Raw genomic sequence first — 20332 nt, forward strand, 5'->3', positions numbered from 1 at the left:
TGTCACGTGGTTGTTACCAAGGTGAATATATGAGAATTGCAATAGTTTTGGTTGGTTATTGTCGAATTCACTCTATCCTTCGGCTATTTGAAAGTTTGGAAAGAGCTAAATACCGAGTTCTTGTTGATTTAGTTTTCAGTATTGACAAATCTCCTTTTCAGGATAAGATCTGTGCGGAGATTAGAAAATTAGAGTGGCCGTATGGAGAAAAAAAAGTAAGAACTTTTCCACAGCGTTTAGGGTTGCGTGAGCACATACTAAGTTGTGGTGATTTAACTGATACGTACGATGCTGTTGTGGTTTTGGAAGACGACATCGTTGTTTCAGATTGTTTCTATGACTATGTCTTGAAATCTATCAGTTTTGTTCAGGATGACGACAAAGTAGCAGGGATTTCCCTCTATTCTCCGTCAATAAATGAAATGGCAATGCTGCCGTTTGTTCCGAAAAGAACTGGTTTTGACAATTATTATCTACAGAGTGCTCAGTCTTGGGGGCAGTGCTGGACTCGTAGGATGTGGCAAGATTTTAGGAAATGGTACGATCTGAATAGCACTCTTTTGGAAGCGGCTCCTGATATGCCTAGTAGAATATACAGTTGGCCGGAGTCGTCTTGGAAAAAATACTATATGAAGTACCTAGTGGATACTGATAAAACCTTTTTTTACCCTTATGACTCTTACTCTTCAAACTACTCAGATGTTGGTCAGCACAATCTGGTTGTGACCCCGCATTTTCAAGTTCCATTAATTTCAGGAAAACAGGAATTCCGCTTTGGGACTATGGACGAGGTTCCATGCTATGACGTTTTCTTTGAGCGTACTGGGCTGACGCACCATCGGGAAGATGTTTGCCTTGACTTATATGGTACCCGTAAGCAATCAACTTGTCGTTATTTTCTAACAACTAATGATATAAAAGCTCCAAGGATTTCTTCTTACGGACTTACATATAGGCCGCATGAAGACAACTATGTGCACTCTGCTCCGGGGTGCGACATTCACCTATATGATCTTATTGGCCAGCGTGAGTTGCGCAAAAAAGGCGGATCTGTTTCCTATAAACTGGCAAAATATCACACCAACCTTAGTTGGAAGCATAGCCTGGTTTATGGCGTCGTGACTCTTATAGATCGTATTATTCAAAAGGTAATCAAGAAATAATGCTTTCCGATAAAATAGTTTTAATCACCGGAGGCACCGGTTCCTTCGGCAAGACCATGGCCAATTACCTGTTTGACCATGGCTGCAAGGAAATTCGTATTCTTAGCCGCGACGAGGCCAAGCAGGAGGAGATGCGCATCGCCTATAGCCGTCCCGAGCTGAAGTTCTACATCGGCGACGTTCGCGACCGTCAATCGGTCGATAAGGCTATGCGTGGAGTTGATTTGGTGTTCCACGCCGCGGCGCTGAAGCAGGTGCCGTCGTGTGAGTTTTTCCCGTTGGAGGCGGTGAAGACCAATATCCTCGGTAGCCAGAACGTGATCGATTCCGCAGTGGAAAACAACGTGAAAAGCGTGGTGTGCCTGAGCACCGACAAGGCGGTGATGCCGGTCAACGCTATGGGCATGACCAAGGCGCTGATGGAGAAGACAGCTCAGGCGGCGAGTCGCCAGCTGGGGGAAGGGGAGACCACTGTGTCGAGCGTGCGCTACGGCAACGTGATGTGCTCCCGTGGCTCTGTCATTCCCCTGTTTATCAAGCAGATCAAGGAAGGCAAGCCGCTGACCATCACGGAGGCTAGCATGACGCGCTTCATGCTCTCACTGCCGGATGCCATCGAGCTGGTCAACTTTGCCTTCGAGAACGCTCGCCAGGGTGACATCTTCATCAAGAAGGCGCCGGCCTGCACCGTCAAGCTGCTGGCCGAGACTCTGCTGGAGATGTTCGACGCGGAAAACGAGCTTCGCATCATCGGTATGCGCCACGGCGAGAAGCTCTATGAAACGCTGGCCAGCAATGAGGAGCTGCGCCGTTCCGAGGATATGGGCGACTACTACCGGGTCAGCTTCGACGATCGCGACCTCAACTATGCCAAGTACTTCACCGAAGGGGACGTGGAGGAGGCCGCTACCGAAGACTACCACTCCCACAACACCTACCAGCTCAACAAGCAGGAGCTCAAGGATCTGCTGCTGACGCTGCCGGAAGTTCGCACCGCGCTGGATAGCTGACTCTGCCATCAAACACCGCCCGCCACTCCACCAGGGAGATTTCATGAAGATCGTTATCACCGGAGCCAATGGACTGCTTGGCCGGCACGTTCATCTGCATTTGCGCGCCGTGGAGGCCTACCGCGACCAGCTCGTGCCGCTGGATCGCCACGCCTTTCAGGACGATGAAAAGCTGGCGGCCGCCTTAGGTGGCGCCGGCTGGGTGATTCACTGCGCCGGCATCAACCGGGATAGTGATGAGCGGGTCGAGCAAGGCAACCGCGAACTCGCAGAGCGGTTGGCCGGTGCGCTTGAACGCGTTGCCGCTACACCGCATCTGTTCTATGCCAACACCATTCAGCGTGACCGCGACGTGCCCTATGGCCGCGGCAAGCAGGCCGCGAATCGCGTTTTTGACCAGTGGGCGGCGCGCCAGAGCGCCCGCTACACCGAGCTAGTGCTGCCCCATGTGTTCGGTGAAGGCGGGCGGCCCCACTACAACTCGGCAGTGCACACCTTCTGCCATCAGTTGGCGGCAGGCGAAGAGCTGGCGATCAACGGAACCGGCCAGCTGGAGCTGCTGCACGCCCAGGATATCGCCGCGGCGATCGTCGCCGCCTACGAGCGTGGCCAAACCGGCGAGCTGCGCCTTGAAGGGCGCACCACGAGTGTGGCCAGCGCTGCGGGCAAGTTGATCGATATGCACCGCAGCTACACCGGCAATGTGATTCCCGACCTGCGCGCTCCTTTCGACCTGCAGCTCTTCAACACGCTGCGCTCGTTCCTCTATCCCCGCTACTACCCCAAGGTATTGACGCTACACAGCGACGAGCGCGGGGCGCTGTTCGAGGGGGTCAAGAACCGTAACGGCGGCCAGGCGTTTCTCTCCACCACCAAGCCCGGCATTACGCGCGGTAATCACTACCACTTCCACAAGGTCGAGCGCTTCCTGGTGGTCAAGGGGCAGGCGGTGATCCGTATTCGTCGCCTGCTGGATGACCAGGTCGAGGAGTTTCACGTTAGCGGCGATGCCCCTGCCTACGTGGACATGCCGACCCTGCACACCCACAGCATTACCAACACCGGCGACGAAGAGCTGCTTACCATGTTCTGGAGCCACGAGATCTTCGACCCGGCGCAGCCGGATACCTGCTTCGAGCCGGTGTTGGACCCTGAAGTTACCCACCTTAATTCAGGCAATAAGCGAGCCAGTCGATGAAAGTCATGACCATTCTGGGCACGCGCCCGGAGATCATTCGCCTCTCCCGCGTGATGGCCGCACTGGACCAGGTGGTGGAGCACAGGATCGTGCACACCGGGCAGAACTACGATTACGAGCTCAACGATGTCTTCTTCGAGGAGCTGGGCGTGCGCCGCCCGGATCACTTCCTCAACGTGGATACCTCGTCGCTGGGGCGTAGCCTGGGCGAGATCCTGATCAAGACCGAGCAGGTGCTGCTCGAGGAGAAGCCCGACGCCGTGCTGGTGCTGGGCGATACCAACACTGCCATCGCCACGCTGATGGCCAAGCGCATGAAGATTCCCACCTACCATATGGAGGCAGGGAACCGCAGCTTCGATGCCAACGTGCCGGAGGAAATCAACCGCAAGCTGGTCGATCACCTGGCCGACTTCAACCTGGTCTACACCGAGCATGCGCGGCGCCACCTGATCAGCGAGGGGCTCTCGCACCGCTTTATCTATCTGACCGGCTCGCCCATGCGCGAAGTGCTGGAGCATATGCTGCCCAGTATCCAGCAGTCATCGATTCTCGATATTCTGGGTCTTGAGGCAGGCAAGTACTTTATCGTCAGCGTGCACCGCGAAGAGAACGTGGATAACCGCGACAACCTGCGCGAGGTGGTCGAGGCGTTGCAGGCCCTGCACCAGCACTACGGCTACCCGGTGGTGGTTTCCACCCACCCGCGTACCCGCAACCGTCTGGAAAAACTGGGCATGGCCGAAGGAGGCGAGGGCATCCGCTTCCTCAAGCCGTTCGGCTTTCTCGATTACAACCACCTGCAGATGCAGGCCTACTGTGCCATCTCCGATAGCGGCACCATCAGCGAAGAGGCCTCGATTCTCGTCTTCCCCGCGGTGACGCTGCGCCGTTCCATCGAGCGCCCCGAGGCGTTGGATACCGGCGCCATCGCGTTGACCGGCCTTGGCAAGGAAGGACTGCTGGATGGCGTGCGTATCGCCACCGCCTCACGCGAGGTGTTTTCCGGCACCGAGCGCGAGACACCCGAGGCCTATCAGGTGCGCAACACCTCCGAGCGCGTGGTGAGGCTGATCACCGGCACTGCCAAGCTGGCCAATCGCTGGCGCAATATGGACGAATTCAGCAGGTACGACTGGTAATGCTCAAGAAGAAGACGGACCTAGTCATCGTCAATCGCGGCTTCTGGCCCCAGAGTCAGGTGATCGGTGAAGCCCTGCTGCAGCTAGCCGAAAAATGTGCAGTTGAGCAGCGGGTCGCGATAATTACTCAGTCTGAGGATGGCCGCTTGGGCCAGCGCATGGACCAGGCCGAGCGAGGCAGAGGCGCGAGGGTTATGGACTGCCGCTCCCGCTCCGACTCTTCCACCGGGCTGATCAAGCGTAGCCTGGATGCGCTGATTTTCATGGCGTGGGCTTTTATTAGCCTGATCAGGTGCCGCCCGGCCAAGGTGTATGTCTCCACCAACCCGCCGGTGGTGGTGCCCTTCATCGTGATGCTCTACTGCAAGTTGTTTGGTGCGCGCTACTACTACCACCTGCAGGATATCCATCCAGAAGCGGCTCATATTGTGGTGCGGCTGAATCCCTTGCTTTCCAAGGTGCTCACTTGGATGGATGGCCTCACCATGCGCCATGCCGAACGCCTGATTACACTATCGGAGGATATGCGCCACTGTATTCGTCAGCGTTCCAACACTAAGACTGAGATCGAACTGCTCGACAACCCGTCCTTCCCGGTAGAGGAGAGTGAAGGCGTCAGCCGTGAAGGAGACGTAGTATTCTGCGGCAATGCCGGGCGCCTGCAGCGCATTCCGCTGTTACTGGGGGCGATTGGTGACTACCTGCGGCAGGGTGGCGGCCTGACATTTACCTTCGCCGGCGCAGGCGTTTACGCCCCACAGATCGAAGCGCTGGCCGAGGAGTTCGAGGCCGTCACCTATCACGGCATGGTACCCGCTCCTGAAGCTACAGCTCTGGTCAATCGCCATCGCTGGGCGTTGCTGCCCATCGATGACGAAGTCACCCGCTACGCCTTTCCCAGCAAGTCGTCAGGCTATGTGCTGGCCGGTTGCCGGATCCTTGCCATCTGCGGCAGGGGAACAAGTGTGGCTCGCTGGGTGGAAGAGCATGAGGTTGGGCTTGCAGCTGAGCCAGACAAAGAAAGTGTTATTGCTGCCTTCTTGGAAATGGAGGGAGGCCACGCGGTAGAGGTCGCCGAAATGTCAGGAGGAATCGACCGGCATTCCCTGATGGAACGCTTGAAGTTTGGCTACTTCATCGAGCGCCTTTGCAGAATTATGGAAATGGACCTCATCAGCGGTGCTGACGCAGTTCATTCAGAAAGCCCTTATTATCGCGGTAGAGCTGAATGATGAAACGCATTTTCGATATTATTGCTTCCTTCTTTGCGCTGCTACCGCTTTCACCCTTATTGCTTATCGTTGCTCTGCTGGTTCGTAGAAAGCTGGGCTCGCCGGTGCTATTTCGTCAAACCCGCCCCGGTCTGCACGGCAAGCCATTCGAGATGGTCAAGTTCCGCACCATGCGCGATGCCATCGATGCCGAAGGCAACCCGCTGCCAGATGATCAGCGCATGACCCGATTGGGGCATATCCTGCGCGCGACCAGCCTGGATGAGCTGCCGGAGCTATGGAACGTGCTCAAGGGCGACATGAGCCTGGTAGGGCCACGGCCGTTGCTGATGGAATATTTGCCGCTCTATAGCACAGAACAGTATCGCCGCCACGAGGTGCGCCCCGGGGTAACTGGCTGGGCCCAGGTCAATGGTCGCAATGCGCTGAGCTGGGAAGAGAAATTCAAGCTGGATGTGTGGTACGTCGATAACCGCTCTTTGTGGCTGGATCTCAAGATCCTGTGGCTGACCGTCAAGAAGGTGCTGGTACGTGATGGCATCTCGGCGGATGGGCAGGCGACGATGACACGTTTTGAAGGAAGTAAAGATGAATAAACCACTTATTATTGTTGGCTTTAGTGGCTTCGGTAAAGAAGTCTACTGGTTGGCCGAACGTTTAGGCATCGAGGTAAAGGGCTTTCTGGACGATAATGCCGAAGTTCGTGGCGAATCATTCCATGGCGCGCCGGTATTAGGAGAGGTGGAAAGTTGGTATGTTTTTAGCGGTTGCCAGTTTGTTATTGCTGTTGGGAATCCGCGGATTCGCAAGAAAATAGCCGAGAAAATGGCCGTTAGAGGTGAGCCTGATTTCGCTACTCTGGTAGATCCTTTGGCGGTTATGTCTGAAGGGCACGCGAACTTAGGCAAGGGCACAATAATCTGTGCTGGTACCATCGCGACTGTCGAAATTGAGATTGGTGAGCATTGTATAGTTAACCTGAACTGTACTATCGGGCACGAAACCAAGCTGGATGATTTTTGCACTATTGCCCCCCTAGTCGCAATTTCGGGTAACGTTCATATGCAAGAATGCTCTGAGATCGGTACCTCCGCAGCAGTGCGCCAAGGCGTGACGTTGGCATCCGGTAGTATGCTGGGTATGGGAGGTATTTTGACTAAAAGTACAGAAAAGAACGCTATTGTTGTTGGTAATCCTGCAAAGGTTTTAAAGTATTTTGAAGTTTAAACTTTTACCATTATTTATGAGTTCACATGCTTAACGGACCTTTCTCTCCCTGGCCCTCCTTTACCGAGGAAGAGGCCCAGGCAGTGCAGCGCGTGCTGCTCTCCAACCAGGTGAACTACTGGACCGGCCAGGAGGGCCGCGAGTTCGAGCGCGAGTTCGCGCAGTTCGCCGAAACCGACTACGCGATTGCCGTTTCCAACGGCACCACGGCGCTGGACCTGGCGCTGAAGGGGCTGGGCGTCGGCTGTCATGACGGCCCGGCGGATGAGGTCATCGTCACCTCGCGCACCTTCCTGGCCTCGGTGTCGAGCATCGTCACCGCCGGGGCGGTGCCGGTGTTCGCCGATGTGGACCGCGATTCGCAGAATCTTTCGGCCAAGGCAGTGGCGGACAAGATTAGCCCGCGCACCACGGCGATCATCGCCGTGCACCTGGCCGGCTGGCCGTGTGAGATGGAAGAACTGATGGCGCTGGCCGAGCGGCACGGCCTCTACGTGATCGAGGATTGCGCCCAGGCGCATGGCGCGACGTATCACGGCAAGAGCGTGGGCGCCATCGGCCATGTGGGCTGCTGGTCGTTCTGCCAGGACAAGATCATGACCACCGGCGGCGAGGGCGGCATGGCCACCACCAACGACGAGGCCCTGTGGCGGCGCATGTGGGCCTACAAGGACCACGGCAAGAGCTATGAGGCCGTCTACGAGCGCGAGCATCCGCCGGGCTTCCGCTGGCTGCACGAGAGCTTCGGCACCAACTGGCGGCTGACCGAGATGCAGGCCGCCATCGGGCGCATCCAGCTGACCCGCATGCCCGCATGGAAGGCCGCCCGTCAGGCCAACGCCCAGCGCATCTGGCAGGCGGCCAGCGAATGCCCCGGGCTGCGTGTGCCGCCGATCCCCGCGCATATCGATCACGCTGCTTATAAATGCTATGTGTTCGTCGCGCCGCAGCAGCTGGCGGAAGGCTGGGATCGCGACCGCATTCAGGCCGAGATTGTGGCGCGCGGCGTGCCGTGCTTCTCGGGCTCGTGCTCCGAGGTGTATCTCGAGAAGGCGTTTGACGGAACCGGTTGGCGGCCTGAGAAGCCGCTGCCCGTGGCCCGTGAGCTGGGCGAGACCAGCCTGATGTTCCTGTGCCATCCCACGCTGACCGAGGCCGAGATCGACAAGACCTGCCGGGTGCTGCGAGAGGTGATGGCGGAGGCTACTCAAACCGCTTAGATTGCGGCTTTGGATGCGCTGGCGTAGCCCCCGCTGTCGCAACCTCTTGGGTCAGGCTCTCGGGAATCCCCGTATTTTCCAAGACGATGGCAGCATTTTCGTTGCTGATCTCGGTGGCCCGCCCCTTTGGGGTCAGACCCCGGCGGCGAGGAATGCCGCTGGAAAAGTGCGCCATGACGGGATTGGTGGCATGGCCGGGGTCTGACCCCGTCGCCCGTGGACGCCTCGAGTCCAGGTGGCTATGCTGCAGTGATGCATTAATGCAGCAATGACGTAACCTGCCTTCTTCGCCCCCTCTTGTCTGCGAGGTGCCACAGCGTGAGTTCCGAAGCCCTTATCGATCCGAACGAATATCAGGCGCCCACGACCTACGAACGTTTCGTGGAGGATCTCAAGCGATCGGCAACGGCAGCGGGCAAGCCGATCATCGACCCCAAATTGTTCGCTCGCGCATTGAGCATGGATCTGCAAGTTCTGTCTGCAGATGCCCATGTGCATCGAGTCACCCTCTCACGTGCCCAAGGGACCGAGAAGCTGCAAAGCTTTTTGCGTGACGCGTTGCAGGTGCTGCGTGCCGCCACGGACATCAACGGGGACTTTCGGCATGCCCTTTTCTGGTTTCGTAACGAGCCCATCAGCACCTTCGATTATCTGACGCCGGAGCAGCTGGTCAGCGATGGGCGAACTCAGGATCTAGTACGTTACCTTCAGTCCCTGAAGGGAGCAGCAGCCTGGTGAAGGTTAGGCTGTAGCCCCTCTGGGGTCAGACCCTTAAGCGGATTTAGGGGCCTGACCCGGAGGCCGCCGATGCGGGCACCTGCCCGAGGGGGCGGTTGCGGCGCATCTGCTGACGGATCTCGTCGACTTGGCTCTCCGGGAGCTCGCTGTAGAACAGTTCCAGGTAGTGCCGCTGGCGCTTGGCTGCTGATCCGCCCAGGGCGACGTAGACCGGGTGCGGGGTGACCAGCGGTGTGGCGCTGCCATGGGCGTTGGCATGGTAGCTCGACCACGGATAGTCGCCGGGGGCCTCGACCATTCCCGCCCGTACCGGATTGAGCTCGATATAGCGGTAGCAGGCAAACAGGTAGCGCTCCTCCGCCACCAGGCTGGCGCGGTAGCGCCCCTCGAAGAGCCCACCGGTGCGCTGGTGGCGGCGGTTGAAGTACTGGGCATAGCGCTGGCCAAGCGCCTTCATCATCATGCTGATGCCTTCGGGCTGCTCGCGCGGCGTGGCCAGCAGGTGCACATGGTTGGTCATCAGCACATAGGCATGGATGTCGACGCTGCACTCGCGACGCGCCTCGTCGAGCAGCTCCAGGTACTTCAGCGCATCGCTGCGATAGACAAAACAGGCGCCGCGATTGTTGCCGCGCTGGATGAGGTGCAGCGGTGTCTCGGGCAGTAACAGGCGAGGAGGGCGGGGCATCGGTCACTCCCTGGTAGTGGAAATATATACAGCGTAGACGCCTCATCCCATCTTGGGGTCAGACCCCACAGCCAACTTTGGGGTCTGACCCCGCGTTGTAAGCCAGAGCTTACACGGCCCGTGGTCGTTTTCTTTCGATTATAAGAATAAAGAAAACGGTACATTATGTTACCCTCATTTTTTTATTGATTAATCTCACCCACCAAGGATGAGAGGATTCCCTCTGTGCTGACGACGTTTCTACAACCCCTGTTCCGACTGCCGCGTCGCCGGAAGCGCCTGTTGCAGCTGCTGGCGGATGTGGTGCTGATCACCTTCAGCTTCGCCATGGCGATGCTGCTGCGCACGGACAGCTGGGCCTTCGTGGAACGCCCCGCGGTGTGGTGGGTGCTGCCGGTGATGATTCCGGTGAGCCTGGTGATCTTCATTCGCCTGGGCTTCTATCGCGCGGTGATCCGCTACATGAATCAGAAGGCGTTGCAGGCGGTGGTCGCGGGGGTGGTGGGGTCGGCGCTGGCGCTGATGGTGACCAACTACCTGTTCCAGCTGCCGGTGCCGCGCTCGGTGCCCTTTATCTACGCCATGCTGGCGATGCTGACCATCGGCGGGGTGCGCTTCGGCCTGCGGGCGATCTACCTGAAGGGACAGATGCGCCACAAGACGCGGGTGCTGATCTACGGTGCCGGCTCGGCGGGCCGCCAGCTGGTGGTGTCGCTGCGCCAGGGCCAGGAGCATGAGCCGATCGCCTTCGTCGACGATGCCGAAGGGCTGCAGCGGGCGCTGATCCAGGGCCTGAAGGTGTATCCGCCGCGGGCGATTGCGCGGCTGATCGAGGACTACGGCATCGAGAAGGTGCTGCTGGCCATTCCCAGCACCAGCCGGGCGCGGCGCCGCGAGATCCTCGCGACCCTGGAGACGCTCAGCGTGCCGGTGCAGAGCATTCCCGGCATGGCCGATGTGGTCGAGGGGCGGGCGAAGATCAACGAGATCCGCGACGTGGCGGTGGAGGACCTGCTGGGGCGCGACCCGGTGCCGCCGGATGCCGCCCTGATGGGCGCCAACCTGCGCGGCAAGGTGGTGATGGTGACCGGCGCCGGGGGCTCCATCGGCAGCGAGCTGTGCCGGCAGATCCTGCGCCAGGCGCCGCGGCAGCTGATCCTGCTGGAGGTCTCGGAATACAACCTTTACCGCGTGGAGCAGGAGCTGCTGGCGATCGCCGCCGCCGAGGGCCTCGAGGTGCCGGTGCGCGCGTTGCTCGGCTCGGTGCAGCATCAGTCGCGCCTCGAGGCGGTGATGACCCTCTTCGGCGTGCAGACGGTCTACCACGCCGCGGCCTACAAGCATGTGCCCATGGTGGAACACAACGTGGTCGAGGGGCTGCGCAACAACGTGCTAGGCACCCGGGCCTGCGCCGAGGCGGCGATCGCCAGCGGGGTCGAGGCCTTCGTGCTGATCTCCACCGACAAGGCGGTGCGCCCCACCAACGTGATGGGCGCCAGCAAGCGGCTGGCCGAGCTGGTGTGTCAGGCGCTGGGCGCCGAACAGCAGGCCACGCTGTTCTCGATGGTGCGCTTCGGCAACGTGCTGGGCTCCAGCGGCTCGGTGGTGCCGCTGTTTCGCCGCCAGATCGAGGCGGGCGGGCCGATCACCGTCACCCACCCGGACATCACCCGCTACTTCATGACCATCCCCGAGGCCGCTCAGCTGGTGATCCAGGCCGGGGCCATGGCTCGCGGCGGCGATGTATTCGTGCTCGACATGGGCGAGCCGGTGAAGATCGCCGAGCTGGCCGGCCATATGGTTCGCCTCTCGGGCCTGGAGCCGTCTTTGGCCCAGCGCGACGAGCGACTGGAAGGCGCGGGCGCTGCCCGACGGGGCGATATCGAGATCGTCTTCACCGGTCTGCGTCCCGGTGAGAAACTCTATGAGGAGTTGTTGATCGGCGAGGACCCAGGCGAGACCCGCCACCCGCGGATCATGACCGCCAATGAGGTGGCGATGGCCTGGCCCGAGATGCGCCAGCTGCTGAACGCGCTGCTGGAGGCTTGCCGGCGTTTCGACTACCCGGCGCTGCGTGCGCTGCTGCTGGAAGCGCCCACCGGCTATCACCCCACCGGCGGCCTCGTCGACCTGCTGTGGGAGTGCCGCCAGGCTGTCCTGACGCAGCCCACCGCCGCGCAGCCCACCGCCGCGCAGCCCACCGCCGCGCCGAAGAAGATCACCGCCCTGCAACCCGTGGCCGACTGACGCCGCTTCCCCTCCCTTTCTGATCGCCTCAGGCACCCGGCCGGTTCTTCCGCGCCGGGTGCCTGTCGTTTGGGGCCGGGTGGCTGCGGCGTCGCTGTCGTCTCGCTGGGGCAGGAAAATCAAAAACCCCGCCATCAATGGCGGGGTTTCCAGTTCAGATCAACGAGGTGTTATTTTCTGTCCAACTCCTTGTTGGCGTTGTGAGCCGCCCAATAGGTAAAGCCGGCAACAGGGGCGATCAGGATCACCATAATCACTAGGCTCTCCATTTCAGCGTCCTATCTATTTCCGCGTTTGTCATTAGCTCTCCACGATCCATTCGAGCAGATACCCACAGAGCGCACGTCGGCCCGGTGAACCCAGCTCTGCCTCGGCATCGCGGGCGCGCAAATTCCGGTATAGCCCCAGACTGACACGATAGCTGATCAACACGGCTAATCAGAAAAGATTTTGCCTCGCCGCATGGGCAAAAAAACAACAATTTGTTACACTATTTTACTACTGCACTGATGGCCGGTTGTCATTCGACGGTGGATCTCGATGGTGGTGGATGGTGGATGGTGGAGGTGGAGGGTCGCAACCTCTATGATCCCCAGGCCTCGCGCGAGGCCGACCTGCGCTACTGCTACTACGCCGTGGGTTGCGCCGTGGGTTGCGGCAAATCGCTGCATGTGACATGACAACGAGGAGGAGCGCTGTGAACCATGACACGGCTGTGCGTGACGACGACACCAGGAGCGTGATGAAGGGGCTGACGGCCGCCGGCGTGGTGGCGACCCTGGTGCTGCCGGTGATGCTGCCGGGGGGCTACTGGTGGGGGCCGCTGTGGCTGGCCGTGCTGGGGGTGATCGCCGGGCTGCGTCGGCTGTGGCCGGGGCTGGTGCAGGCGCAGGCGCGCTCCTTCGGCGACCGCGGCTGGGGCCTGGCGATTCTGCTGCTGCTGGTCGCCCTGGGGCTGGTGATCATGGCGGGGGTACACGACGAGCTGCTGACGGTGGCGCCGCGGGTGCTGGCGATCGGCATGGCCCTGCTGGCGATGGTGGCGCTGCACACCTGGCGGCCGCCGCTTGCCGCGTTATGGACTGGGGTGGCGTTGGGCGGGGTGATGTCGGGCGCCTGGTCGCTGTGGCAGCGCCTGGAGCTGGGGGCGGGGCGGGCCAGCGGCCATGAGCCACTGCACGCCATTCTCTACGGCAACATCAGCCTGCTCACCGGCATGCTGTGCCTGGCCGGCGTGGCCTGGGCGCTGTCGCGCCCGCGGCGCCCCGTGTGGCTGGTCGTGCTCCTGGCCGGTGCCGTCGGCGGGGTGATGGCCTCGGTGCTGTCGGGGACGCGCGGCGGCTGGATCGCCATGCCGCTGATCCTGCTGGTCTTCCATCGCGGCTTCATCAGCGGCCTGGCGGGTGGCCAGAAGGCCGCGCTGTGGCTGGCCGTCGTCGCGCTGCTGGCGGGTCTCTATCTGGCACCGCAGACCGGGGTGCAGCAGCGCGTCACCCTGGCGGTGGATGAGGTGTCGCACTACCTGACGGGGGAGGCAGCGGACACTTCCTCGGTGACTACCCGCCTGGAGATGTGGCGCGGGGCCGGACGGCTGATCCTCGAGCATCCCGTGCTGGGGCACGGCGCCGAGACGTACCACTCGCGCATGGTGGCGATGGCCGAGGCGGGGGTGCTCGCCGAGTCGGTGACGCCGCATCGCCATGCCCACAACGATTTCCTGGATGCCTGGGTGAAGCACGGCCTGCCTGGGCTGGTCATGCTGCTGGCGCTCTACCTGTTGCCGCTGTGGCTGTTCCGCTCCGGGTTGCGCCACACCGACCCGGGGCATCGGGCCTTGGCGGTGGCGGGGCTGCTGCTGCCGGTGGCCTTTATCGACTTCGGCCTGACCTACAGCTTCATGGCCTACGCCGTGGGCGTGGTGGTGTACGGCGTCTGGCTAGTCGTGATCTGGACGCTGTATCGGCATGTGCCGGTGAAGTCGATCCCGGAGCGTGAGTCGGCGAGATCGTCGTCGTCAGACGACTCAAGCCCGCCGGTAAGAAAGGAGCCCCGCGTGGCGTGACGTGTGGCTTGCGGCGCGCTGCATTACCTCCTGGAGCACCCGGCAGGTGGTGTCGATCTCGTCCGCCGTCAGGGTGGGGTGGCAGAGCAACATCAGGCTGGTCTCGCCCAGTTCCTGGGCGACCTCGAGGCGGGTGGCGGGGCGCCAGCCGGGGTGGCGATCGCTGGGGCCGAAGGCTCGCTCCAGGTAGACCTCCGAGCAGGAGCCGGCCAGGCAGGGTATGCCGCCCTCGATGATCGCCGCCTGGATGCGGTCGCGATCCCAGCCTTCCGCCAGCTGCTGCGGCGCGACGAACACATAGCATTTATAAGCGGCGTGATCGATATGCGCGGGGATCGGCGGCACACGCAGCCCGGGGCATTCGCTGGCCGCCTGCCAGAGGCGCTGGGCGTTGGCCTGACGGGCGGCCTTCCATGCGGGCATGCGGGTCAGCTGGATGCGCCCGATGGCGGCCTGCATCTCGGTCATCCGCCAGTTGGTGCCGATGCTGTCGTGCAGCCAGCGGAAGCCCGGCGGATGCTCGCGCTCGTAGACGGCCTCCCAGCTCTTGCCGTGGTCCTTGTAGGCCCACATGCGCCGCCACAGCGCCTCGTCGTTGGTGGTGACCATGCCGCCCTCGCCGCCGGTGGTCATGATCTTGTCCTGGCAGAACGACCAGCAGCCGACGTGGCCGAGGCCGCCCACGCTCTTGCCGTGATACGCCGCGCCATGCGCCTGGGCGCAGTCTTCGATGACGACCAGCCCGCAGCGTTCGGCGAGCGCCATCAGTGCATCCATCTCGCAGGGCCAGCCGGCCAGGTGCACGGCGATGATAGCGCGGGTATCGGGCGTGACCTTCCCGGCCACCGAGGCCAGGGTGATGTTCTGGGAGTCGCGGTCCACGTCGGCGAATACCGGGGTCGCTCCGGCGTTGACGATGCACGAGGCCGAGGCCAGGAAGGTGCGCGAGGTGACGATCACCTCGTCGCCGGGGCCGATACCCAGGCCCTTGAGGGCCAGGTCCAGCGCCGTGGTGCCGTTGGACACGGCGATGGCATAGTCGCTGTCGGCAAACTGCGCGAACTCACGCTCGAATTCGCGGCCTTCCTGGCCGGTCCAGTAGTTGACCCGGTTGGAGAGCAGCACGCGCTTGACTGCCTCGGCTTCTTCTTCGCTGAAGGCAGGCCAGGGAGAGAGAGAACCGTTGCGCATAGTGGCTCCTTGGGTGGGTGGCGAAGCACATTACATGTAGAAACCAAATCTTACATTGTGTATCTTTATCCGCCATGGGGAATTCCTGATATGCCATATATGGGGTGCCTACTTTATGAAGCAGGAGAAAATTCATCTGTTCGCAGCAAGAGTGGTCACCTAAAGTTACATATTCTAACAATGGCGCACTTCGTATGTGCAATGACCCTCAAGCAAGTGACCCTCAAGCAAGGAACCTGCAGATGCCGAGCATGGACAATGTTCGCCTGGGCGTGATCGGCCTGGGCTATGTGGGCCTGCCGCTGGCGGTGGAGTTCGGCAAGGGACTGCCCACGGTGGGCTTCGATATCAATTCAAAGCGTATTACCGCGCTGCGCGACGGCATCGACCACACCCTGGAGGTCGAGCCCGAACTGCTGGCGGAAGCGACCCAGCTGCGCTTCGAAAGCGACCTCGAGGCGCTGCGCGACTGCAACGTCTACATCGTCACCGTGCCCACGCCCATCGACGCCAGCCGCCGGCCGGACCTGACGCCGTTGATCAAGGCCAGCGAGACGCTGGGCCAGGTGGTCGCTCACGGCGACGTGGTGATCTACGAATCCACCGTCTACCCCGGCGCCACCGAGGAGACGTGCCTTCCGGTGATCGAGCGAGTGTCGGGCCTGACCTACAACCACGACTTCTTCGCCGGCTACAGCCCCGAGCGCATCAACCCCGGCGACAAGGAACACCGCGTCACCACCATCAAGAAGGTGACCTCGGGCTCCACGCCCGAGGTGGCGCAGTTCGTCGACGCGCTGTATCGCCGGGTGATCACCGCCGGCACCCACCTGGCCAGCTCGATCGCCGTGGCCGAGGCCGCCAAGGTGATCGAGAACACCCAGCGCGACATCAACATCGCGCTGGTCAACGAGCTGGCGGTGATCTTCAATCGTCTGGGCATCGACACCGAGGAAGTGCTCGAGGCCGCCGGCACCAAGTGGAACTTCCTGCCGTTTCGCCCCGGGCTGGTGGGCGGCCACTGCATCGGCGTCGACCCCTACTACCTGACCCACCGGGCCGAGCAGGTGGGCTACCACCCCGAGATGATCCTCGCCGGGCGGCGCCTCAACGACGGCATGGGCGCCTACGTGGCGGGGCAGCTGATCAAGCAGCTGATCAAGCGGCGTATCCACGTGCAGGGCGCGCGGGTGCTGGTGATGGGCCTGACCTTCAAGGAAAACTGCCCGGACCTGCGCAACACCCGCGTGGTGGACATCCTCAGAGAGCTTGCCGACTACAACGTCGCGGTCGATGTCTTTGACCCCCAGGTCGACAAGGCCGAAGCCGAGGCCGAATACGGCATCCGCCCCGTCGAGCAACCCGAGCCCGGCGCCTACGACGCCATGATCCTCGCCGTCGCCCATCGCGAGTTTCGCGAACTCGGCGCCGAGGGCATTCGCCCCTGGGGCAAGCCCGAGCACGTGCTCTACGATCTGAAGTATATGCTGCCGAAGGAGGCCGTGGATTTGCGGCTGTAAGGCATCAAGGGGGCAGGGCGATCGCTCGACTCGCCCCCTCAGGTCCGCGCATTAAAGCAACTAACGCTACTAGGGCAACTTAAGCTACTAGAGCGACTAAAAGCGTACTGCTATACCCAGATAACCATTCGCGCCGCTTGAACCCTCGTAGGCGTCTGGTGGCGAGATGGGCCAGCCGAGCTCGACATAGCCCGATAGGTAGGATGTCGCATCGAAGCGTACCCCGAGGCCCGTCGCCGTCGCTCCGTTGTTGTCACTGAACTCGAATTCCGTTTCCCGGGTCCAGGCCCTGCCGGTCTCCAGATAGCCATACCACTGTAAATTCAGGGCGGTCTCGTTCGGCGGCACATAGTTCAGTTCCAGACTGAGGGTCACGCCATGGTCCCCGAACAGCAGGCCGGATTCGTAGGCGCGAAGTGAATCCTCGCCACCAAACGAGATGAACTCCGACGACAGCAAGGGATCGTACGCATACTGACCCTCCAGGGCCGCGAAGAGGGACCAGTCATCGGTGATCGGCTGCCAGCGAGACAGGTAGAGCGAGAGCTTGGTGAACTCGAGTTCCCCCCCGGGGCGGCTCGTGGTATTGAACGGCTCACCCGCGTTGGCCCCCATGATGTCGAGGCCACGACTCACCTCACCACTGATCACATTACTCCCTCCCCAGCGATCGTCGCGACTATAGGTTGTGCCGAGACGCAAGGCTCGAACCCTTTCCTTGAGCAGCTTCAGCTCGCCAGAGAAGGCATCGCTCTCGGAGTCGGCATAATGGAGCGTCGCATAGTGCCAAAGGCTTTGAATGTCCGAGCGTATCGAGGGATGTTCGACGGTAACGTAGCCTTCTCGATAATCGCTGACTATATCGATCGGTTTCAGACCAGCGCCTGGCCGAACGCGGGACAGCGCAGCCCCCATGGAAAGCGTGGTGCCTTCCGAACCCACTGGGTGGCTGCCGGCCAGTTCGACCGCGTGTAGCTCCTCGTGGTCGGGGATCGTGGAATAGAGCCGAATCGAGGCCTGGTCGTGGCTGCCCAGTAAGGCCGAGTTCTGTCTCACCCCCACCGAGGTCAGCCACCGGCCCACGAAACGGCTGCCGCGGTTGTCCAGGGTAGCCAGGTAATCCACCGCATTGTAGCTAACGTCCAGTACAAGCGGTTCGGCACCGTCAGGGTCGGAAGGAAAGCCGAGATTCCCGTCGACGCGAAGGCCCGGCAGATCATTCATCAGGTTGAAGTAGCGCTCAAAGACCTGCGTCCGCAAGGGAATGGACGCCATGATCTTTTCCGCATAGGTAATCAATAGCGGGTGTTGGTCGATATCGTCCCCGGTAAAAGCAACCGAATCGATATATCCTTCGGTTACATATATCGTCAGCTCCCCGTCCTCATCGGGCTCATCGGCGAAGGCAAAGATCAGCATGTACCCATCGTCCAGATACTGCTCCATCAGCGTATCGGCGAGCGCCTCGGCATCCTGCTCGGTAATTTCCTGCCCGACCAACTCCGACCACAATGCCTCAAGCTCACTCTCCTCGTAGACGCTCACGCCATCGAAAACAACCGAGGTTAGGGTGGTGCTGTAGACGGATTCCTCTGTTGGTTCCGTAGGTAGCACCTCGAATAGGGTAATACCTCTTCCCTCACGGGGATCTTCCCGGCCACGTCGTTGCTCCGTCGGGTCCAGCGTCTGGATGACACGACGCTGGCGATCCGCAGGGGTGACCTGAGCAAGCAGGTCTGAGGAGATCAGAAATAGCAGGGTTCCTGATACCCAGGCCGGTGTCCACCATGCTTTCGTCATTACAACTTCCCTATAATCACCATCGGATAGGTTTCCGGAACCCTTGTCGCTGAAGGTCGCGCTATTCGAACGTTTACTGCCGACAGCCGCGTAAGCATCGAACGAAAGGTTACCTTTCGAAACTCAAGCATAGATGCGCCACGAATGCCAGGGACACCTAATGTCGGAAATCGATATTCTTATAGAATTGAGCGTATTACCCACCACTTGAGCCGATTATGAAAGAGGAAGATTTTATTTAGTAATCATCAAAGTGTTATTTTTGTAATGCAGTATGTCAGTAAATAGTTGCTGATAATTGCATTGCTATCGAAAAGTGTTTCTGGTTAATCGCTATATGTGTTTATTAATTGTAAAAAAAAGCAAAGAATTAAGATCAGATTGTAACAAAAAAATAATTCCAGAGAACGGTGGACCGGCCGTGCCAGTATTATTGTCTTTATAAGCATATTTGGAAGCATTAAAAATAACAATACGTTATCCCTAATTTTCAAAGCAGGGTAACGAGACTCCCCCAATGCCTCATGGAGTTTTCGGCTTCCATCCACTCGATTGACCCCTCCTATCGCCCGGGCTATACCGGATAGGGCAAGGAGGGAGTGTGGCCTTCAGTGAAACAAAGTGTGTCAACGAGTGTGTCCGTTACATCAGAAATCTAGGATGCAGCCGTTTGCCATGTCGCTGGAGGTTGGAGGAAAGTCCAAGCAAACCACAGGCATTGATGCCTATGCCGTCAAGGAGTATTCAAGCATGAACAAACTGAAGGCCATGCTGGCAGGTCTGGTGATGGGAACCATGATAGCGGCCGCTGGAACAGGAACCGCCACCGCGGCCCCTGGGTTCAATGGCAATGGTCATGGGTCCATGTCTTATCACGAGGGAGATAAAAAACACTACAAACATGTTGTAGAGAATGGTAACAGAAAGGATTGGAAGGAATGGAAGGAAAAAAACGGTAAGCATAAGGGACATTGGAAAAAGAAGCATAAGGATAAAGGAAACGGCGAAAACGGCAATAATGGCAAGCACGAGCACGATAAGGACAAGAAGGGCAAGTGGGCTCACAAGAAGGACAAAGACAAGAAGGATTGGCGGAAGAAGAAGTTAGCCGAGAAGAAAGCGAAAGCCGAGAAGCGCAAGGAGTGGCAGGCCAAGAAGAAAGCCAAAGCCGAGAAGCGCAAGGAGTGGGAGGCCAAGAAGAAAGCCAAAGCCGAGAAGCGCAAGGAGTGGGAGGCCAAGAAGAAAGCCAAGGCCGAGAAGCGCAAGGAGTGGGAGGCCAAGAAGAAAGCCAAAGCCGAGAAGCGTGAGAAGTGGATAGCCAAGAAGAAAGCCGAGAAGCGTGAGAAGTGGAAAGCCAAGAAGAAAGCCGAGAAGCGTGAGAAGTGGAAAGCCAAGAAGAAAGCCGAGAAGCGTGAGAAGTGGAAAGCCAAGAAGAAAGCCGAGAAGCGTGAGAAAGAAATGGCCAAGAAGATGAAGAAGGAGCGTGAGGAGTGGCTGGCCAAGAAGCAAAAGTACCAGGAACGCAAGAACAAGGGTAAGGACCATAAAAAGGGTCATGGTCACAAGCATGAAAAATATGTGGCTGCACATTGATCGACATGTAGCATGCGTGTAGCGTAAGCATGGACACTGATGCCTCTGCGCAGCTAGCTATCGTAAGCCTTTCTTCTGGGACGACCCAGATGTTACATCCGGCAGGTAACCCCTGCCGGATTTTTCTGGGTGCGCCAAGCATGGCGCGCAGCGCCTGACGGGCGCTGTTCCCGGGGGTGGTGCCCCTGTCGACGCCGGCGCTATAAGTCCGTAAATCATCACAACAGATTGTCCCCCCGACCCGCATGACCTTTCCTTGTTGGTGACCAAACCGTCAAGAGATCGCGCCATGCTAAGCCGA

The 20332-nt window shown here is 59.8% G+C and carries 17 protein-coding genes; 14 read left to right on the forward strand and 3 right to left on the reverse strand.

Features of this window, described 5'->3' with window-relative positions; genetic code table 11:
* Nucleotides 1–29: 29 nt before the first annotated feature.
* The 9 genes from KG088_RS10505 (at nt 30) to KG088_RS10545 (ending at nt 8930) form a co-directional block, all read left to right on the forward strand.
* Entirely contained in the window at nt 30–1163 is a 1134-nt protein-coding gene (locus KG088_RS10505) for a hypothetical protein (protein ID WP_213825474.1), read from the forward strand.
* A complete protein-coding gene (locus KG088_RS10510) occupies nt 1163–2173 on the forward strand; it encodes an SDR family NAD(P)-dependent oxidoreductase (protein ID WP_213825475.1) in 1011 nt (336 codons plus the stop codon). The genes KG088_RS10505 and KG088_RS10510 overlap by 1 nt, the downstream gene beginning before the upstream one ends.
* Nucleotides 2174–2216: 43 nt before the next feature.
* Complete coding sequence (locus KG088_RS10515; RefSeq protein WP_213825476.1) at nt 2217–3371, forward strand: polysaccharide biosynthesis C-terminal domain-containing protein; 1155 nt, start codon at nt 2217–2219, stop codon at nt 3369–3371.
* A complete protein-coding gene (gene wecB / locus KG088_RS10520; RefSeq protein WP_213825477.1) occupies nt 3368–4513 on the forward strand; it encodes a non-hydrolyzing UDP-N-acetylglucosamine 2-epimerase in 1146 nt (381 codons plus the stop codon). The genes KG088_RS10515 and wecB overlap by 4 nt, the downstream gene beginning before the upstream one ends.
* Nucleotides 4513–5745, forward strand: a complete 1233-nt coding sequence (locus KG088_RS10525) for a glycosyltransferase (protein ID WP_213825478.1) — start codon at nt 4513–4515, stop codon at nt 5743–5745. Before wecB ends, KG088_RS10525 begins: the two co-directional genes overlap by 1 nt.
* Nucleotides 5742–6341 (forward strand): sugar transferase, encoded by a 600-nt coding sequence (locus KG088_RS10530; RefSeq protein ID WP_213825479.1) that lies wholly within the window; start codon nt 5742–5744, stop codon nt 6339–6341. Before KG088_RS10525 ends, KG088_RS10530 begins: the two co-directional genes overlap by 4 nt.
* Nucleotides 6334–6972 (forward strand): acetyltransferase, encoded by a 639-nt coding sequence (locus KG088_RS10535; protein ID WP_213825480.1) that lies wholly within the window; start codon nt 6334–6336, stop codon nt 6970–6972. The genes KG088_RS10530 and KG088_RS10535 overlap by 8 nt, the downstream gene beginning before the upstream one ends.
* 26 nt (nt 6973–6998) lie before the next feature.
* Entirely contained in the window at nt 6999–8192 is a 1194-nt protein-coding gene (locus KG088_RS10540; RefSeq protein WP_213825481.1) for a DegT/DnrJ/EryC1/StrS family aminotransferase, read from the forward strand.
* A gap of 318 nt (nt 8193–8510) precedes the next feature.
* Nucleotides 8511–8930 (forward strand): DUF2384 domain-containing protein, encoded by a 420-nt coding sequence (locus tag KG088_RS10545; protein WP_213825482.1) that lies wholly within the window; start codon nt 8511–8513, stop codon nt 8928–8930.
* A gap of 43 nt (nt 8931–8973) precedes the next feature.
* Here KG088_RS10545 and KG088_RS10550 read toward each other — a convergent pair whose 3' ends face one another.
* Nucleotides 8974–9618 carry a transposase gene (locus tag KG088_RS10550; RefSeq protein WP_213825483.1) on the reverse strand — a complete coding sequence of 215 codons (645 nt, stop codon included), beginning with the start codon at nt 9616–9618 and terminating at the stop codon, nt 8974–8976.
* A 225-nt stretch (nt 9619–9843) separates the two neighbouring features.
* Between KG088_RS10550 and KG088_RS10555 the strand changes: the two genes are divergently transcribed.
* From KG088_RS10555 to KG088_RS19955, 3 genes are all read left to right on the forward strand, one after another.
* On the forward strand, nt 9844–11865 hold the full coding sequence (locus tag KG088_RS10555) for a polysaccharide biosynthesis protein (RefSeq protein ID WP_319941420.1): 2022 nt from the start codon (nt 9844–9846) through the stop codon (nt 11863–11865).
* Between the two features lie 482 nt (nt 11866–12347).
* Nucleotides 12348–12545 (forward strand): hypothetical protein, encoded by a 198-nt coding sequence (locus tag KG088_RS10560; protein WP_213825484.1) that lies wholly within the window; start codon nt 12348–12350, stop codon nt 12543–12545.
* A 17-nt stretch (nt 12546–12562) separates the two neighbouring features.
* Nucleotides 12563–13927: an O-antigen ligase family protein gene (locus KG088_RS19955; protein WP_213825485.1), complete on the forward strand. Its 1365-nt coding sequence runs from the start codon at nt 12563–12565 to the stop codon at nt 13925–13927.
* Here the strand turns inward: KG088_RS19955 and KG088_RS10570 are convergent.
* The gene (locus KG088_RS10570; RefSeq protein ID WP_213825486.1) at nt 13889–15118 is read right to left on the reverse strand and encodes a DegT/DnrJ/EryC1/StrS family aminotransferase; all 1230 of its coding nucleotides are present in this window, start codon (nt 15116–15118) and stop codon (nt 13889–13891) included. The two genes, KG088_RS19955 and KG088_RS10570, sit on opposite strands and share 39 nt — an antisense overlap.
* Nucleotides 15119–15360: 242 nt before the next feature.
* On the opposite strand from KG088_RS10570, the gene tviB reads away from it, so the two are divergent.
* The gene (gene tviB, locus KG088_RS10575) at nt 15361–16638 is read left to right on the forward strand and encodes a Vi polysaccharide biosynthesis UDP-N-acetylglucosamine C-6 dehydrogenase TviB (RefSeq protein WP_213825487.1); all 1278 of its coding nucleotides are present in this window, start codon (nt 15361–15363) and stop codon (nt 16636–16638) included.
* A gap of 96 nt (nt 16639–16734) precedes the next feature.
* Here the strand turns inward: tviB and KG088_RS10580 are convergent, their stop codons facing one another.
* Entirely contained in the window at nt 16735–18438 is a 1704-nt protein-coding gene (locus KG088_RS10580; RefSeq protein ID WP_213825488.1) for a ShlB/FhaC/HecB family hemolysin secretion/activation protein, read from the reverse strand.
* A gap of 675 nt (nt 18439–19113) precedes the next feature.
* On the opposite strand from KG088_RS10580, the gene KG088_RS10585 reads away from it, so the two are divergent.
* Complete coding sequence (locus KG088_RS10585) at nt 19114–20031, forward strand: hypothetical protein (RefSeq protein WP_213825489.1); 918 nt, start codon at nt 19114–19116, stop codon at nt 20029–20031.
* The last annotated feature ends 301 nt before the right edge of the window (nt 20032–20332 follow it).

Source organism: Halomonas jincaotanensis (assembly GCF_018448785.1).
Classification (GTDB): domain Bacteria; phylum Pseudomonadota; class Gammaproteobacteria; order Pseudomonadales; family Halomonadaceae; genus Halomonas; species Halomonas jincaotanensis.

What these genes read in the sequence shown, in the direction of transcription:
- KG088_RS10550 (WP_213825483.1), bottom strand. Translation starts at nt 9,618, where the DNA reads ATGCCCCGCCCTCCTCGCCTGTTACTGCCCGAGACACCGCTGCACCTC.
- wecB (WP_213825477.1), top strand. Translation starts at nt 3,368, where the DNA reads ATGAAAGTCATGACCATTCTGGGCACGCGCCCGGAGATCATTCGCCTC.
- KG088_RS10530 (WP_213825479.1), top strand. Translation starts at nt 5,742, where the DNA reads ATGATGAAACGCATTTTCGATATTATTGCTTCCTTCTTTGCGCTGCTA.
- tviB (WP_213825487.1), top strand. Translation starts at nt 15,361, where the DNA reads ATGCCGAGCATGGACAATGTTCGCCTGGGCGTGATCGGCCTGGGCTAT.
- KG088_RS10540 (WP_213825481.1), top strand. Translation starts at nt 6,999, where the DNA reads ATGCTTAACGGACCTTTCTCTCCCTGGCCCTCCTTTACCGAGGAAGAG.
- KG088_RS10535 (WP_213825480.1), top strand. Translation starts at nt 6,334, where the DNA reads ATGAATAAACCACTTATTATTGTTGGCTTTAGTGGCTTCGGTAAAGAA.
- KG088_RS10580 (WP_213825488.1), bottom strand. Translation starts at nt 18,438, where the DNA reads ATGACGAAAGCATGGTGGACACCGGCCTGGGTATCAGGAACCCTGCTA.
- KG088_RS10585 (WP_213825489.1), top strand. Translation starts at nt 19,114, where the DNA reads ATGTCGCTGGAGGTTGGAGGAAAGTCCAAGCAAACCACAGGCATTGAT.
- KG088_RS10525 (WP_213825478.1), top strand. Translation starts at nt 4,513, where the DNA reads ATGCTCAAGAAGAAGACGGACCTAGTCATCGTCAATCGCGGCTTCTGG.
- KG088_RS10510 (WP_213825475.1), top strand. Translation starts at nt 1,163, where the DNA reads ATGCTTTCCGATAAAATAGTTTTAATCACCGGAGGCACCGGTTCCTTC.
- KG088_RS10570 (WP_213825486.1), bottom strand. Translation starts at nt 15,118, where the DNA reads ATGCGCAACGGTTCTCTCTCTCCCTGGCCTGCCTTCAGCGAAGAAGAA.
- KG088_RS10505 (WP_213825474.1), top strand. Translation starts at nt 30, where the DNA reads ATGAGAATTGCAATAGTTTTGGTTGGTTATTGTCGAATTCACTCTATC.
- KG088_RS10515 (WP_213825476.1), top strand. Translation starts at nt 2,217, where the DNA reads ATGAAGATCGTTATCACCGGAGCCAATGGACTGCTTGGCCGGCACGTT.